This is a genomic window from Leifsonia sp. NPDC058194, from assembly GCF_042883605.1.
Taxonomy (GTDB): Bacteria; Actinomycetota; Actinomycetes; order Actinomycetales; family Microbacteriaceae; genus Leifsonia.
Genome location: NZ_JBHVVL010000002.1, coordinates 1 through 15,990 on the forward strand (window position 1 = coordinate 1; position 15,990 = coordinate 15,990).

The 15,990-nt window shown below is 72.6% G+C and carries 10 protein-coding genes; 5 read left to right on the forward strand and 5 right to left on the reverse strand.

The features are described 5' to 3' along the window. Positions 1-112 precede the first annotated feature (112 nt). A complete protein-coding gene (locus ACFVU2_RS06775; protein WP_387872416.1) occupies positions 113-1,639 on the reverse strand; it encodes a DEAD/DEAH box helicase in 1,527 nt (508 codons plus the stop codon). Between the two features lie 123 nt (positions 1,640-1,762). Between ACFVU2_RS06775 and ACFVU2_RS06780 the strand changes: the two genes are divergently transcribed. Further along, positions 1,763-2,479 carry a ferritin-like fold-containing protein gene (locus tag ACFVU2_RS06780; protein WP_387872417.1) on the forward strand — a complete coding sequence of 239 codons (717 nt, stop codon included), beginning with the start codon at positions 1,763-1,765 and terminating at the stop codon, positions 2,477-2,479. A gap of 44 nt (positions 2,480-2,523) precedes the next feature. Here ACFVU2_RS06780 and ACFVU2_RS06785 read toward each other — a convergent pair whose 3' ends face one another. Together ACFVU2_RS06785 and ACFVU2_RS06790 are read right to left on the reverse strand one after the other, a co-directional pair. After that, positions 2,524-2,826: a hypothetical protein gene (locus ACFVU2_RS06785; protein ID WP_387872418.1), complete on the reverse strand. Its 303-nt coding sequence runs from the start codon at positions 2,824-2,826 to the stop codon at positions 2,524-2,526. An 11-nt stretch (positions 2,827-2,837) separates the two neighbouring features. Further along, positions 2,838-3,062, reverse strand: a complete 225-nt coding sequence (locus tag ACFVU2_RS06790; protein ID WP_387872420.1) for a DUF3107 domain-containing protein — start codon at positions 3,060-3,062, stop codon at positions 2,838-2,840. A gap of 125 nt (positions 3,063-3,187) precedes the next feature. Between ACFVU2_RS06790 and ACFVU2_RS06795 the strand changes: the two genes are divergently transcribed. Both ACFVU2_RS06795 and ACFVU2_RS06800 read left to right on the forward strand, forming a co-directional pair. Then, positions 3,188-6,361 (forward strand): ATP-dependent helicase, encoded by a 3,174-nt coding sequence (locus ACFVU2_RS06795; protein ID WP_387872422.1) that lies wholly within the window; start codon positions 3,188-3,190, stop codon positions 6,359-6,361. 82 nt (positions 6,362-6,443) lie between these two features. Beyond that, entirely contained in the window at positions 6,444-9,797 is a 3,354-nt protein-coding gene (locus ACFVU2_RS06800; protein ID WP_387872423.1) for a UvrD-helicase domain-containing protein, read from the forward strand. On the opposite strand, the gene ACFVU2_RS06805 is transcribed toward ACFVU2_RS06800, so the two are convergent. Further along, positions 9,728-10,801, reverse strand: a complete 1,074-nt coding sequence (locus ACFVU2_RS06805; protein WP_387872425.1) for a phosphotransferase — start codon at positions 10,799-10,801, stop codon at positions 9,728-9,730. The two genes, ACFVU2_RS06800 and ACFVU2_RS06805, sit on opposite strands and share 70 nt — an antisense overlap. A gap of 65 nt (positions 10,802-10,866) precedes the next feature. On the opposite strand from ACFVU2_RS06805, the gene nudC reads away from it, so the two are divergent. After that, positions 10,867-11,886 carry an NAD(+) diphosphatase gene (gene nudC / locus ACFVU2_RS06810; RefSeq protein WP_387872426.1) on the forward strand — a complete coding sequence of 340 codons (1,020 nt, stop codon included), beginning with the start codon at positions 10,867-10,869 and terminating at the stop codon, positions 11,884-11,886. Next, positions 11,883-13,652: an ATP-dependent helicase gene (locus ACFVU2_RS06815; RefSeq protein ID WP_387872428.1), complete on the forward strand. Its 1,770-nt coding sequence runs from the start codon at positions 11,883-11,885 to the stop codon at positions 13,650-13,652. Before nudC ends, ACFVU2_RS06815 begins: the two co-directional genes overlap by 4 nt. A 948-nt stretch (positions 13,653-14,600) precedes the next feature. Here the strand turns inward: ACFVU2_RS06815 and ACFVU2_RS06820 are convergent. After that, a complete protein-coding gene (locus ACFVU2_RS06820) occupies positions 14,601-15,944 on the reverse strand; it encodes a zinc-dependent metalloprotease (protein WP_387872430.1) in 1,344 nt (447 codons plus the stop codon). Between the last annotated feature and the right edge of the window lie 46 nt (positions 15,945-15,990).

Here is a 15,990-nt window from a genome sequence, read left to right on the forward strand (position 1 = left end):
GGCGCCGGGCAGTCTCATAGACCTACCGAGGGGCAGGCGCCGCGCCCGCCGCGGGGGGGGGGGGCGCCCCCCCCCTTCCGTGGTCACCGGCGCCGGAGAGACCGGCGCGGGGTCAGTTCGCGGGCGGGGTGCTCGGCGCGCTGGACGCACCGCCGCGCGAGCGCCGGCGGCGTCGGCGCGGGGCGCTGTTGCCGTCGCGGTGCTGGGCGCCGCCGCCGTCGTGGGTGCCGCCGGCGACGTTCTCGCCGCCCTCGGCGGTCGCCGTCGTGGTGCCGGTCGTGTCGACGGCCGCGGCCGACTCGCTCGAACCCTCGCCGCGGGTGCGGCGACGGTTGCGGGTGCCGCCGGCGCGCTCGCCGTCGCGGGAGGAACCTCCGTCACGAGAGGCCCCGCCCGAGCGGGAGCCCTCGGAACGGCCGCCGCCGGAGCGGGAGCCCTCGGTCTTCACGACCGGGGTGCTCTTCAGCCGTCCCTTGGACCCGGCGGGGATGTCGAGGTCTTCGTACAGGTGCGGGCTCGACGAGTAGGTCTCGACCGGCTCCGGCTGGCCCATCTCGAGGGCGCGGTTGATGAGCGCCCACTTGTGCAGGTCGTCCCAGTCGACGAAGGTCACCGCGATACCGGTCTTGCCGGCGCGGCCCGTTCGGCCCGCCCGGTGCAGGTAGGTGTCGTGGTCGTCGGGCACCGTGTGGTTGATCACGTGGGTGACGTCGTTGACGTCGATGCCACGGGCGGCCACGTCGGTGGCGATCAGGATGTCCTTCTTGCCGGCCTTGAACGCGGCCATCGCGCGCTCGCGCTGCTCCTGGTTCAGGTCGCCGTGCACGGCGGCGGCGTTGAAGCCGCGGTCGTTGAGCTCTTCGACGAGCTTGGCGGCCGCGCGCTTGGTGCGCGTGAAGACGACGGTCTTGCCCCGGCCCTCGGCCTGCAGGATGCGGCCGATGACCTCGTCCTTGTCGAGCGAGTGCGCGCGGTACACGACGTGCTTGATGTTCGCCTGCGTCAGGCCCTCGTCGGGGTCGGTCGCGCGGATGTGGACCGGGCGCGTCATGAAGCGGCGGGCGAGGGCCACGATCGGGCCGGGCATCGTCGCGGAGAAGAGCATCGTGTGGCGCGTCGCCGGGACCTGCTGGAAGATCTTCTCGATGTCGGCGAGGAAGCCGAGGTCGAGCATCTTGTCGGCCTCGTCGAGCACGACCTCCTGCACCTGCTTGAGGTCGAGGAGGCGCTGGCCCGCGAGGTCGAGCAGACGCCCGGGGGTGCCGACGACGATCTGGGCACCGGCCTTGAGCTGCTCGACCTGACCTTCGTAGGCCTTGCCGCCGTAGATGCTGACGACGGTCGTGGACCGGTTGGAGGTGGCGAGCTCGAGGTCTTCGGCGACCTGGACGCAGAGCTCACGGGTCGGGACGACGACGAGCACCTTCACGCCGGGGGCCGGGTCGAGGCCGATGCGCTGGATGATCGGGAGGCCGAAGCCGAAGGTCTTGCCCGTTCCGGTCTTCGCCTGGCCGATGATGTCCTGGCCGCTGAGTGCGAGGGGGATGGTCTGCGCCTGGATGGGGAAGGGCTCGACGATGCCCTTCGAAGCGAGGGCGTCCACCATGTCCTGGTCGATATTGAGTTCGGAGAAAGTCAAAAGGTATGCCTGTCGTTCGATACGTAAGGTCTACGCCCTGTTCCTGTCGCAGGCGTAGGAGCCGCCGATCCAACGCCGACGGACAGGAGAAGCCTACTGGACGACCCCGATACACTGCTGTACGTGTCAACCTGGTTCACGCGCCGACGCCCCGCGGTCGAGCTGCCGCGTCTCGCTCCCCGCGCCGATCGCGCACCGGCGGTGCGGGTCGATCTGCACGAGGTCATGCCCGACCTGCTGCCCTATCTGGGTCAGGCGGCGTACATCCAGCTGGAGCAGTTCCAGACCCTGTCGCGGGTCGCGGCGGGCGCCGGCTCGCTCCGCGCGAAGGAGCTGGTCGCGGCCGCCGCGGGACACGCGCTCTCGAAGCACCAGGGCATCGTGGCCGAGATCCGTCGCCGCGGGGACGACCCCGGCGAGGTGATGAAGCCGTTCGCGGACGAGATCGAGGGGTTCAGTGCCCTCATCGTCGGCTCGGACTGGCGCGAGACGCTGCTATCGGCGTTGGTGACCGGCGGACTGCTCGACGACTTCTTCATCCGGCTCGCGGCGGGCCTCCCGGGCGACATCGGACCGCGCGTCGCCCAGCTGCTCGGCTCGGACTCCGGTCAGGAGGGGGTGCTCGAGGTGCTGCGCACGGAGATCGGAGCGGACCAGCAGCTCGCGTCGCGCCTGGCCATGTGGGGCAGGCGCCTCGTCGGCGACACCCTGCTGGTGGCGCGCTCGGCCCTGCACCTCTCGGGCAACCGGATCACCGACGACGAGCGCATCGAGCCGATCTTCACCGAGCTGATCGCCGCGCACACGCGCAGGATGGACGCGCTCGGCCTGACCGCCTGACCGCCTGACAGCCGGCGCGGCGGGCTGCGGCGACCCGGGCCGGGTCAGCGCGCGACGGCACCCTTCGCGAGCGAGTGCAGCAGCTGGTCGTCGTGGCCGGCGCGCACGCGCCCGATCACCAGGTCGACCACCACCGCGATGACGGCCGTTCCGCCGAGGGTGATCCACCAGATCCACCCGCCGTCCCACTTCAGGCCCGCCCACGTGAGCGCGACCCAGAGCGCGCACGCGACGATGACGCCGATCGCGGGGATCAGCACTGCGCCGTGGGTGTGACGGCCGGGGAGCAGGTAACGGGCGCCGAGGCCGAGCAGGGCTCCGCCGAGGGCGACGAAAAGGAGTTCCACGAGACGGGAATCTAGCCGACGAAGCCGATGCGGCGCGACTCCTCGGCGCCGATCTCGACGTAGGCGACGCCCGCGGTCGGGACCACGTAGATGCGGCCCTTGTCGTCGGTCAGGCGCAGCACGCCGGTCCCGCCGGCGATGGCGGCCTCCACCTGCTCGGCGATCTCGTCGGGCGACTGCGCCGACTCGAATCCCAGCTCGCGGGGGGCGTTGACTACTCCGATGCGGATCTCCACGGCGTGCCTCTCAGGTGTTCAGGGCGGTCGCGAAACCGACCGTCCGATGTGAGTTCAGACTACGGCACACGGCTCGCGGCTCCGGGTCACGTTCTCTGTCGGCGGACGCCGATACCGTGAAGGACATGACGACCCGAGGTTTCCGTCCGCGCGCCGACCGGCGCCGTGCGAACGGCGACCCCGTCCTCGACGAATCCCAGGCCGCCGTGCTCGGCCTCGGCGACGGGGCATCGGCGGCCGTCCTGGGAGCCCCGGGCACCGGCAAGACGACGACCCTGGTCGAGGCCATCGCCGAACGGGTGCTCGGCCGCGGGTACGCGACGGACGAGGTGCTCGCGCTGAGCGCCTCCCGGACCGCGGCGACCGCACTCCGGGACCGCATCGCGCTCCGGCTGGGGGTGCCCACCAACGGACCGCTGGCCCGGACCGCCACCTCCCTCGCCTTCCAGCTGGTCGGCGCCCGGGCCCGGCGCACCGGGGAGGACGCCCCGCGGCTGCTCACCGGCGGCGAGCAGGACCAGATCATCGCCGAGCTGCTCGCCGGCCACATCGAGGACGGCACAGGCCCGCACTGGCCGGAGCCCCTGGTCGAGGAGGTGCGGTCGCTGCGCGGCTTCCGCACCGAGCTGCGCGAGCTGATGGCACGCTGCGCCGAGCACGGAATCGGCCCGTCCCGCCTCTCGGAGCTGGGGGCGGTGTCCGGCCACGACGAATGGCGGGCGGCCGCGCGGTTCCTCGCCGAATACCAGACCGTCGTCGACAGCTACCGGGGAGGGTTCGTCGACTCGGCGGAGCTCATCGCCTCCGCCGTCGCCGTCGTGCGTGAAGGGAGTGCGCTCGACCGCCTGCGCGTCGTGTTCGTCGACGACCTCCAGGAGGCGACGGTCGCGACGATCGCGCTGCTGAAGGCGCTGAGCGAGCGGGGGGTTGCCGTCGTCGCGTTCGGCGACCCGGACGTCGCCTCCACCACGTTCCGCGGCGCGGAGACCGGCGCGCTGGGCCAATTGGCCGTGCGCCTGGGCGTCCCGGTCGAGCGCTTCGTGCTCGGCACCGCTCACCGTCAGAGTCCCGCACTCCGCGACCTGACCGTCCGCGTGACGGAACGCATCGGCACGGCAGCCGCGGGCGTGCAGCGTCTCGCGTCCGCCGGGCGGCGTGCGCCCGACGGCGCCGGCGACGGGCCGGAGACCCGAACGGAGACCCCGCCGGAGACCCGAACGGAGACCCCGCCGGAGGTGCTGCGGATCCTCGCGGCGTCCGCGCCGGCCGAGGCGGCCCGACTCGCGCGCCGGCTGCGCGAGCGTCACCTGCTCGACGGCATCGCGTGGGACGAGATGGCGGTCGTGGTGCGCTCGGGAGCCCACGTGCCCGGTCTCGCACGGGCGCTGGCGGTCGCGGAGGTCCCGACCAAGACGAGCATCGCCGGTCGCGCACTGCGCGACGACTACGCGGCGCGCCAGCTGATCACGGTGGCCGGCGTGGAGCTGGGGGCGGTCGAGACCACTCCCGCCGTCGCGACCGAACTGCTGCTGGGTCCGTTCGGCGGGCTCGACGCGGTCAGCCTCCGCCGTCTCCGGCTCGCGCTCCGTCAGGAGGAGCTCGCGGGTGCGGGGAACCGGCCGGGGGACGACCTGCTGGTGGAGGCGCTCGCGGATCCTGCACACCTGGCGACCATCGACTCGTCGCCCGCGCGCCGTGCCGGCCGCCTGGCCGAGACGCTCCGTGCCGGGCGCGAGAAGGCCGCCGCCGGTGCGACGATCGAGGAGCTCCTGTGGCACATCTGGGAGCGCAGCGGGCTCGCCGGACGCTGGCTGGAGCAGTCGGAGCGCAGCGGGATCGTCGCCGACGAGGCCAACCGTCATCTGGACGGCGTCGTCGCCCTGTTCACCGCCGCCCGACGGTTCGTGGAACGCTATCCCGAACGCCCCGCGGCCGATTTCGTCGTCGAACTGCTGGGCGCCGAGGTCCCGGAGGACACCCTCGCGGCCCAGACTGCGGGGCCGGCAGTGCTGGTGTGCACCCCGAGCGCGACGGTCGGTCGCGAGTTCGAGGTGGTCGCCGTCGCCGGTCTCCAGGAGAGCGTCTGGCCCAACCTCCGGCTGCGCGGCTCGCTGCTGCACCCGCAGGAGCTCGGCGATGCCCTCGCCGGGCGTGAGACGGCGACGGAGGACCAGCGCGCCCAGGTGCTCGGCGACGAGCTGCGGATGTTCGCCCTCGCCGTCTCGCGCGCACGCGGCCAGGTGATCCTGAGCGCCACCGCGAACGACGACGAGCAGCCCTCCCCGTTCCTCCGGCTGCCCGGCGACCTCGCGGTCGACGACCGGGACGAGGGCATCCACCCCCTCTCCCTGCGCGGGATGGTCGGCCGGCTGCGGCGCCGTCTCGCGACGACGGGCTCGCCCGACGCGGCGGACGCGCTCGCGCGCCTCGCCGACGCGGACGTCGAGGGAGCCGACCCCGGCACCTGGTACGGCCTCATCGAGCCGTCCACGGTCGATCCGCTCGTCGATCTCGACGACGAGGAGGCCGTCGTCCGTGTCTCGCCCTCGCGCCTCGAGACCTTCGAGAAGTCCCCGTTGGCCTGGTTCGTCGACGCGATGGCCTCGTCGTCGAGCGGCCTGGCCGCCGGTATCGGCACGGTGGTGCACGCGGTCATGGAGGAGGCGAGCACCAGCGACGACCCCGACCTGAGCGTCGAGCGGCTCTGGGGCGGCATCGAGCGCCGGTGGAGCGAACTGACGTTCGAGTCCCCGTGGCTGGAGGAGAAGGAGCGGCGGCGGACCCGCATCCTGGCTCAGGGCGTGTCGGAGTACCTGCGCGACTTCGAACGCGCGGGCGGCGCCTTGCTCGGCTCGGAGGGCGAGTTCGAGTTGCGCATCGGCCAGGCGCTGGTGCGCGGCACGATCGACCGCGTGGAGCGCACGGCCGACGGGACGGTCGTCATCGTGGACCTCAAGACCGGCAATCGCACGCCGACCGCGGCGGAAGCGGTGGAGCACGCCCAGCTCGGGGCGTACCAGCTCGCCCTCGAGCACGGTGCGATCGAGGTCGCCGACGGTCTTCCCTCCGGCGGGGCGAAGCTGTTGTTCGTCGCCAAGGGCGTGCGCGGCAAGGGATACCGCGAGGTCGCCCAGGACCGGGTCGACGCAGCCGGCCTGGAACGGTTGAAGGAGCGCGTCGCCGATGCGGCGACGGGCATGGCCGCGGCGACGTTCGCCGGGGTCGTCGACCTCGGCGACCGCGACCCGCACGCGAAGTACGAGTACCGCATCCACCTCGTTCCGGCGGTGAGCGCCTGATGGGCCGGGCGACGGGGACCGCGGCGAGTGCGAGGACGACGACGGGGACGACGACGGGGACGACGACAGGGATGAGGCGGCCGTGAACGACGAGAACGTGCTCGAATGGGCCGCCGCCGACGCTGATCTGGACCTCGTCGAGCAGGCGCTCACCCTCGACGACCCGACCGTCGAGGAGGAACGCGGTGCGCGTCCCGCGCGCGCGGTCAGCGCCGTCGAGATCGCCCGTGCCCTCGGCCTCCCCGAGCCGACCGTGCAGCAGCAGGCGGTCATCGAGGCGCCGGTGCGCCCGGCGATCGTGGTGGCCGGAGCCGGCAGCGGCAAGACCGAGACCATGGCGAACCGTGTCGTGTGGCTGCTCGCCAACGGGCATGCCCGCGTGCCCGAGATCCTCGGTCTGACCTTCACGCGCAAGGCCGCCGGCGAGCTCGCCGCCCGCATCCGCACGCGCATCGAGCAGCTCGACGGGTCCGGACTGACCGACATCGTCTTCGACCCGTTCGAGTCGCCCGAGGTCGCGACCTACAACGCGTTCGCCAACGCCATCTTCCGCGAGAACGCGCTCCTGATCGGGCGCGAGCCCGAGTCGGCCGTGCTGACGGAGGCGTCGGCGTGGCAACTCGCACGGCGGCTCGTGGTCGGGAGCACCGACGAACGCCTCGTCGACCTGGAGCGCGGGGTGGACGCCGTCACCAGCGCGGTGCTCTCCCTGAGCCGCGCGCTGAGCGAGAACGTCGCCGACGCCGCCGAGGTGGAGCGAATGGTGGCCGGGTTCGCGAGGATCGTCGAGCTGCCCACGGGGAACGGTCGTGTGAAGGATGCGTATGCGTCCGTCCGCACGGCGGTGGGGGCCGTGGGGTCGCTCCCGCCCCTGCTCGATCTGGCCGAGGCGTTCGCCGAGGAGAAGCGCCGCCGCGGCTTCGTCGAGTACTCCGATCAGGTCGCTCTCGCGCTGTCGATCGCGGAGCGGCTGCCGGACGTCGTCGACGACTACCGTCGCCGTTTCCGTGTCGTGCTCCTCGACGAGTACCAGGACACCTCGGTGGTGCAGACCCGGCTGCTGTCCACGCTGTTCGCCGGGCAGGCCGTGATGGCCGTGGGCGACCCGCACCAGTCCATCTACGGCTGGCGCGGGGCCAGCGCGGCCAACCTCGGGCGGTTCTCGGCCGACTTCACCGGTCGGCGGGCAGGATCGGAGCACGGCGGGGCGGATGAATACGCGCTGAGCACGAGCTGGCGCAACCCGACGAGGGTCCTCGATGCGGCGAACACCCTGGTGCAGCCGCTCTCGGCGGCCTCGCCGGTGCACGTCGAGATGCTGCAGCCTCGCCCGGGAGCGGTGGCCGGCGAGCTGACGACGGAGTTCGGCCAGACGGTGGCGGACGAAGCCGAGACGGTCGCCGCATGGCTGGGCGAGCGGATCGCCGCCCGCGACGCGAACGGTGTGCCGCCGAGCGCCGCGCTGCTCTGCCGCTCCCTCAAGAAGATCGACGTCTTCACGGCCGCGCTGGCACGCCGCGGCATCCCGTACCACGTCCTGGGCCTCGGCGGCCTGCTGGAGCAGCCGGCGATCGCCGACCTGGTGAGCGCGCTGCGGGTGATGCACGACCCCACGGCGGGCTCAGAACTCATCCGGCTGCTCACGGGAGCACGCTGGCGCGTCGGCCCCAAGGACATCGCCGGCCTGCGTCGGGTCGCCTCGTGGCTGTCGACGCGCGACCACCGGTTCCAGGAGCTCGACCCGGATGTGCGCGACCGGCTGCGGCGATCGGTCGCGGGGGAGGAGTCCGCCTCGCTCGTCGACGCGCTCGACTTCGTGGTCGAGGCGCCGGAGGGGCACAGCAAGCTCGACGAGATCAGCCCCGTCGGGCTGGACCGGATGCGCGACGCCGGGCGGCTCCTCGACCGGCTGCGCTCGCGCGTCGGCCTCGACCTCCTCGACCTCGTGACCCTCGTGCAGCAGGAGCTCCTGCTCGACATCGAGGTGGCCGCGAACGAGTCCGCCCAGCTCGGGCAGGCGAGCCTGGACGCGTTCGCCGAGCAGGTGGCGTCCTACCTCGCCGCCGACGACCGGGCCACGCTCGGCTCCTTCCTGGCCTGGCTCGCAGAGGCCGAGCAGCGCGACAACCTGGCGCCCCGCAGCGAGGACCCGGAGCCGGGGACCGTGCAGATCCTCACCATCCACGGCTCCAAGGGCCTCGAATGGGACATCGTCGCCGTCCCGCGCCTGGTGGACGGCGAACTGCCCGGCCCGCCGCAGAGCCGGAAAGGCTGGCTCGCCTTCGGCCAGCTGCCGAACGAGTTCCGCGGCGACTCGGCCGAGCTCCCGGTGCTGGCCTGGCGAAACGCCGAGGACCAGAAGCAGATCGACGAGTCGATCGACGCCTTCGAAGCCGAGAACCTGCGCCGGCATCTGGACGAGCAGCGGAGGCTGATCTACGTCGCCGTCACGCGCGCCAGGGAACGGCTCCTGCTGACGGGGTCCTACTGGTCGACGCAGACGAGGCCGCGCGGTCCCGGTGCGTACCTTCTCGAACTGCAGGCCGCCGGCCTGCTCCCGGCCGACGCCTTCCCGGAGTGCGACGAGCCCGACGAGAACCCGCTGTCGCTCACGGCGCAGACCGTCGCCTGGCCGCTCGATCCGCTCGGGACGCGGCGGAGTCGCGTTCTGGCCGCGGCGGAGTCCGTGCGCTCGCGACGCGAGCAGGGCGGGTCGTCGGGGGGCGCCTACAGCCGTGACCTGGACCTCCTGCTCGCCGAACGCGCCAGCCGGGCACAGGACGCCGGGCTCGTCGAGCTGCCGACGCGCATCCCGGCCTCGCGCTTCAAGGACTACATCTCCGACCCGGGGACGGTCGCCGCCACGCTGCGCCGCCCGATGCCCGAGCGGCCCTACCGGCAGACGCGGCTCGGCACCCTGTTCCACCACTGGGTGGAGGAGCGGTTCGGCTCGACCGCCGGCGGCTCCGACGTCCTGGACGCGGCCGCGACCGAGCTCGACGACCCCGCGGGCGAGATGCTGGAGGCGGAACGCCTCGCCGAGCTGCAGGCCACCTTCGCGGCGAGCACCTGGGCCGGCCGTCGGCCGGAGGAGGTCGAGCTCGAGATCCACGTGACCCTCGCCGGCCAGGTGGTGGTGTGCAAACTCGATGCCGTCTATCGCAGCGACGACGGCGTCCACGAGTACCAGATCGTCGACTGGAAGACCGGGAAGGCGCCGCGCGACGCCGCGGACCTCGAGCGCAAGCAGCTTCAGCTCGCGCTCTACCGCCTCGCGTACGCCCGTTACTCCGGCGTCGATCCTGCACTCATCGACGCGGTGTTCTACTTCGTCGCCGACGACGAGGTCGTGCGGCCGGAGCGCCTCTACGAAGAGGAGGAGCTGCGCTCGCTCTGGTCCTCGGCGACCGGCTTCATCCCGCCCGAGCGACCGTAACCGTCGGCGCGGTCGCCGGGGGTGCGGTCGAGCATCGCTTCGACGTCGCCGATCGCCATGATCGGTCCGGTGGCGTTCGAGAGCGGATTGACCGCGTTGCTGTGCACCCGGTCCACCAGCCCGTCGAGCATGAGGACCGCGTCGTCGACGATGCTCTGATCGCGGACCTCGCGGCCGTGGAGCAGCCAGCGGGCGACCTCCAGCTCGGCGTACAGCATCGCGCGCTGCGTGAACTGGCGATCGGTGGCCACCTGGCGCGCCGAGGCGTAGGCGGTGAGGGCACCGTCGGTGGCCTCCGGGTTCATGGCGAGCAGCCAGTGCAGATCGCGGGCCGGGTCGCCCACCCGCAGCGCGGACCAGCCGAGGACGGCGGTCACGGAATCCTCGTCGACGAGGAAGGAGTCCGCGGTGAGGGCCCCGTTGATCACAGTCGGCTGGAATTGCCACAGCGAGTGGTCGGCGGTGGCGTCGCGCCAGCGGTCCCGCAGCGCCGCCGGGAGGAGGCCCGTGGCGGCGGCCGACTCGATGAGCGACGTCGCCGAGCCGAGCGAGTCGGCGGCGGAGAGCACGGGCAGGCCGGCCTCCCCGACGAAGCTCGTGGGCAGGGTGTGGATCGCGGCGATCGCGTGCCCGATCGAGCCCGCGAGGCCGTCGCCCGGCGGCACCTCCTCGACCGTCACGTGGTCACCGGGGAGGAAGTCGTAGACGAGCGCCCGAGTCCCGCCCACCGGCGCCTGGCCGAGGAAGTGGGGGACATCGAACGGCAGCCGGCTGCGGATCCCCGTGGTCAGCGCACGGAGGGCGACGAGGTCGGCGCTCTGCTCCGACTCGGCGGACTGCGACACCGGGACGCGGACGATGCAGACGCGGCCGTCCCGTTCGTCGAGCAGCGCTGAATCGAACTCGCCTGCGCCGTCGCGGGAGTAGCTGCGGGCGCCGGTGACGGCGAGGTCGGGCACGGCCGAAGCGGCCAGCGCGGCTAGAGTGAAGTGGGATCTGGCCATGGTTCCTAGGCTAAATGGACATCCGCGCGTGGGCTCTGATCGCCACGCCTTGAAAGGTTCTCTCGATGTCGTCCGCACCTCCGTCCGCTCCGCTGCTGGACCTCCCGCTCTCGCGTCACGCGGTCGATCGCGATCACGCGGCGCGCTCGCGTCCCGCGCTGTTCGACGAGCTCTGGGAGGAACCGGGCACCCGCGTCCTGGCGCTGTGGAAGGGGCGTGCGCTCCTGACCCCCGAGAGCATTCCGGGGGCGACCCCGTCGGGAGACGGCTGGAGCTCACCGGACGCGGGCGAGACCGCGCTCGACCTGCTCCCCGTCGAACGCGTCACGTCGGCGCTGGTCCGGGTCTACCTCGGTCGCACGCTCGTGGCCGCGCCGACCGAGCCCGTCGGGTCGGCCGTCGTGCTCGAGGTGCTCACCGACGCCGCAGCTCAGGAGCTGGAGCCCGACGAGGCGCGCTGGGGCAACCTGCGCACCGTCGCGACGACCCTCAGCGACCGGGATGCCGGACTCTTCACCGAGGCGCTCGCGATAGCGAACTGGCACGCCTCCCACACCCACTGCCCGCGCTGCGGCACCCCGACGGTCGTCCAGCAGGCCGGCTGGGTGCGGCACTGCTTCGAGGACGGCTCCGAGGTCTTCCCCCGCACCGATCCCGCCGTGATCGTGACCGTGCTCGACGCCGACGACCGTCTCCTGCTGGGCTCGAACGCCATGTGGGAGCATTCGCGGTACTCGCTCCTCGCCGGATTCGTCGAGCCGGGGGAGTCGTTCGAGTCCGCTGTCGAGCGCGAGATCTTCGAGGAGGCGGGGATCCGGGTCGTCGACGCGCGCTACAAGGGCTCGCAGCCGTGGCCGTTCCCCGCCTCCGTCATGGTCGGCATGACGGCTCGCCTCGCCGAGGATCAGGCGCCGTCCGCCCTCGCCCCCGACGGCGAGGAGATCCTCGACCTGCGCTGGTTCAGCCGCCTCGAGCTCTGGGACGCGCGGGAGCAGATCATCCTGCCGGGTCGTTCGTCGATCGCCCGTGCCCTCATCGAGGACTGGTACGGAGGGTCCCTCGACGAGCCGCCGGCGGCACCGTGACCGAGGGGCCAGCCACCCCCGCAGCACTGCTGGCCGGTCTGGACACGCAGCAGCGGGTCGCCGCCGAGGCCCTCTTCGGCCCGGTCTGCATCCTGGCCGGGGCGGGAACGGGCAAGACGCGTGCGATCACGCATCGGATCGCCTACGGGGTCGCCTCGGGTGCGTTCACTCCCAACCGGGTCATGGCGCTGACTTTCACCAACCGTTCCGCAGCGGAGTTGCGCGGCCGCCTGAGGCAGCTCGGGGCGGGCGGTGTCGCCGCGCGGACGTTCCACGCCGCCGCGCTCGCGCAGCTCAACTACTTCTGGCCGCAGGTGACCGGCGGCCAGCTCCCGAGCGTGCTCGACGGCAAGGGCCGGGTGCTGGGGCATGCGGCCGAGAAGCTCTCCCTGCGCCTCGACACTCCGACGCTCCGAGACCTCGCCGCCGAGATCGAGTGGCGCAAGGTGTCGGGTCTGACCCTCGACCAGTACGCCGCCGCGCTCGCCTCGCGCCCGCTCCCCGGAACCCTCACGGTCGACCAGCTGGTCGACCTGCATCGCACCTACGAGGAGCTCAAGGACGAACGCAAGCAGATCGACTTCGAGGACGTGCTGCTCGTCTGCGCCGGCATGATCGAGATGGAACCCTCCGTCGCGATGCAGGTGCGCGAGCAGTACCGCTACTTCGTGGTCGACGAGTACCAGGATGTCTCGCCTCTCCAGCACCAACTGCTCCAGCTCTGGCTCGGCACCCGTCGCGACCTGTGCGTGGTCGGTGACGCCAGCCAGACGATCTACTCGTTCGCGGGCGCACGGAGCGAGTACCTGCTCGGGTTCGAGCGGGAGAACCCGGGCGCGACCGTCGTGCGCCTGGAGCAGAACTACCGATCGACGCCAGGGGTGATCGAGACGGCGAACCGGCTCATGCGCGGGCGGTCCGGCGCCCTCACCCTGAGGGCGGCCGCAGCGGGGCATGCGCGCGACGGCCGGGATGCGGCGGACGTCGCGCCGCCGGCGGCGTTCGACGACGACCGGGCCGAGGCCCGGGCCGTCGCCGAGCAGATCGCGGCCGAGCTGGCGGCGGGCGCCCGCCCGGAGAGCATCGCCGTCCTCTACCGTGTCAACGTGCAGGCGGCCGTGCTCGAGCAGGCGCTCGGCGATCTGGGCATCAGCTACCAGGTCAGGGGCTCGAAGCGGTTCTTCGACCTGCCCGAGGTGCGCCAGGCGATCATGACGCTCCGCGCGGCGAGCGTGGCGGCCACGGACGAGCCCGTCTTCAAGTCCGTGAGCGACGTGCTGCGCACTCTCGGCTGGTCGGTTCAGCCGCCGTCCGGACGCGGCGCCGTCCGGGATCGCTGGGAGTCCCTCAACGCGATCATGGGGCTCGTCGATGAGATGGCGCCCGGCACCACGTTCCGCCGGTTCACGGACGACCTGCTGGCGCGCCAGGCCGGTCAGCACGAGCCCACCCTCTCCGCGGTCACCCTGGCGACGCTGCACGCGGCGAAGGGCCTCGAATGGGAGTCGGTTTACCTGGTGGGGCTCAGCGAGGGTCTCGTCCCGATCAGCTTCGCGACCGGCTTCGAGCAGATCGACGAGGAACGGCGTCTGCTCTATGTGGGAATCACCCGTGCGCGTCAGCGCCTGCGGCTCAGCTGGGCGCATCGCGGATCCCATCCCGGCCGGCCGGTGTCCCGTCAGCCATCGCGCTTCCTGGCGGAACTCGCGGCGCCGGCCCGGCCGGCTCGCTCGATCGACTCCCGGCCGGTGTCTCCTCCGGCGTGACCGGCAGCTGAAGGCACCCGCATTCCGGATGCGGCATATGCTCGCGTGTGCTCCAGTCGCCGGTGGCGGGGTGGAAGTGGCGGCTCAGCGCGGGCGCGGGCATGCGGCCCTCTGTGCCGCCCGGGGCCGTCGTGCGCCTCGTGTCCGTCCCGCTGTCGATCGCCGCGCAGACCATCGCGACGGCGACGGAGGCGACCGCTCCGCAGATGAGTTCGGACTCTCCGGGGTGCGGCCGGGCGTGGAGCTGGGCGGCCATCGCAGGCCACGCGGGCTCCGCATCGGTGCGGTGCAGGTCGACGCACCGGATGCACGGCCCCCGACCGGGGCGGACGAGCGGCCCGACGCCGACACCGCCATCGCTGAAGACGACGGGCAGATGGGGCACGTCGCGGCGCAGCCATCGGCTGTGGCGGGACGGCTCGATCGCGAACGAGCCGACGACGACCGCGAGCGCGGTGCGATCGAGGGCCGGATCGCTCCAGCCGAGCCCGCTGCGGACCTCCACCCCCGCGTCGCGCAGCAGACCGACCATGCGGCCCGCGGTCGGCCCGTCTCCGTCGAGGACGACGAGCGGTGGCGTGCCCCCGCCCTCCGGATCGCGGTCCAAGACCGGGGCGAGCCGTCCGAGCAGCGCGTCCACGACCTGCGGATCGGCGCGCGCACGCTTCGCGATCATGCGCAGCCCCGCCGGCGAGACCCCGTCGGCCAGGGCGGCGATCATGCGCTCCTCGGCGAGGCTCACCCGGTCCAGCACGAGCCGGGGCACATCGACCCCGAACTGCAGGGTCTCCGGGGTGCGCCATACCCGGGGGATGCGGGGATCGAGTGCGAGGACCATCCCGTCATCCTGCCCGGACGCGCGCGCCGTCCCGCGGTTATCCACAGGCGACGAACGGTCGCGCCGATCATCCCCAGGCGGCCGGGAGCCACCGCCGCGTGACGGCCGGGTCAGTCCTCCGCGGGACGCTCGCCGTCACCGCGGAGCAGATCCTCGATCGCCTGATCCAGTTCGTCGCGCTCGGGCTCGGTGCCGGCCGCAGCCGCAGTCAGCCGGGCGACCAGCGCCGACGGGTCGTCGAGGTCGCCTGCCTGGGGGAGGAGGTCGGGGTGCGACCAGAGCCCGTCGCGGGCGTCCTGCCCGACGGCGTCCGTGACCGCCTGCCACATGGCGGCCGCCTCGCGCAGGCGGCGCGGGCGCAGTTCCAGTCCCACCAGTGTCGCGAACGCCGACTCGGCGGGGCCTCCAGATGCCCGTCGGCGCCGCACCGTCTCGGCGATGGCGTCGGCGCGCGGGAGCAGGCGGGTCGCACTGGCGGTGACGACGTCGACCCAGCCCTCGACCAGTGCGAGAACGGTCTCGAGCCGGGCCAGGGCCTCCTGCTGCTCCTCCGTCTTCGGCGGGATGAGCGCGCCGCTGACCATCGCGTCCCGCAGCTCCTCGGGGTTCGAGGGGTCGAAACTCTCGGCGAGCGATTCGAGCCGCTCGGTGTCGATGGTGATGCCCTTCGCGAACGCGGTGATCTGGGTGATCAGCTGCAGCCGCAGCCACTTGGCGTGACGGAACAGGCTCGCGTGCGCCAGTTCGCGCACCGCGAGGTAGAGCTGGACCTGGTCCTCCGGGATGTCGAGGCCCGCGCCGAACTCGGCGACGTTCTGGGGGATGAGCGCCGCCGTGCCGTCGGCCAGCAGGGGGATGCCGATGTCGCCGCCGGAGACGACCTCCTTCGCCAGCTGACCGACCACCTGGCCGAGCTGCATGGCGAAGAGGGCGCCGCCGATCGAGCGCATGAGCTGCCCGGCGTTCTGCAGCATCCCCTGCATCTCTTCGGGCGCCTGCTCGGCGAGGACGCGCGTGAGGGCGTCGGAGATGCTGAGGGCGACCGGCTCGGCCAGCTGCGTCCAGAGCGGCATGGTCTGGCGTGCCCACTCGGCGCGGCCGATCAGCTCGGGCGTGCCGGAGAGCCCGGCGACCGTCGTCGCCTGATCGAGCCAGAGCCCGGCCACGTTGAAGGCCTGGTCGAGCGAAGCGCGCTCGGCCGGGGTCACCGCGTGGGCGCCCTCGCCGGCCAGTGTGCGTGCCTGCTGCTCGGCGATGTCCCAGTTGATGCCGCCGCCCGGGTTGAGGAGGGCGTTCTGCAGCTGCCCGAGCAGCTTCTGGATGCTCGCCGGATCGTTCGGGAGGCCGGCGGCACCGGCGAGCTGGCTCGGGTCGATCGACGAGTCTCCGGAGAGGAACTCGCGCAACATGTCCCGGAACTCGTCGTCCGGCTCCTTGTTCGGCTCGTCGGCCATGGTGCGCCCCTCGTCTCGAATCGATGCCGCTCGCGGTGTGCGGCTT

Bases quoted from the DNA above. Each gene is read 5' to 3' on its own strand.
- nudC (WP_387872426.1), top strand. From the start codon at position 10,867: ATGTCGTCCGCACCTCCGTCCGCTCCGCTGCTGGACCTCCCGCTCTCG.
- ACFVU2_RS06805 (WP_387872425.1), bottom strand. From the start codon at position 10,801: ATGGCCAGATCCCACTTCACTCTAGCCGCGCTGGCCGCTTCGGCCGTG.
- ACFVU2_RS06795 (WP_387872422.1), top strand. From the start codon at position 3,188: ATGACGACCCGAGGTTTCCGTCCGCGCGCCGACCGGCGCCGTGCGAAC.
- ACFVU2_RS06820 (WP_387872430.1), bottom strand. From the start codon at position 15,944: ATGGCCGACGAGCCGAACAAGGAGCCGGACGACGAGTTCCGGGACATG.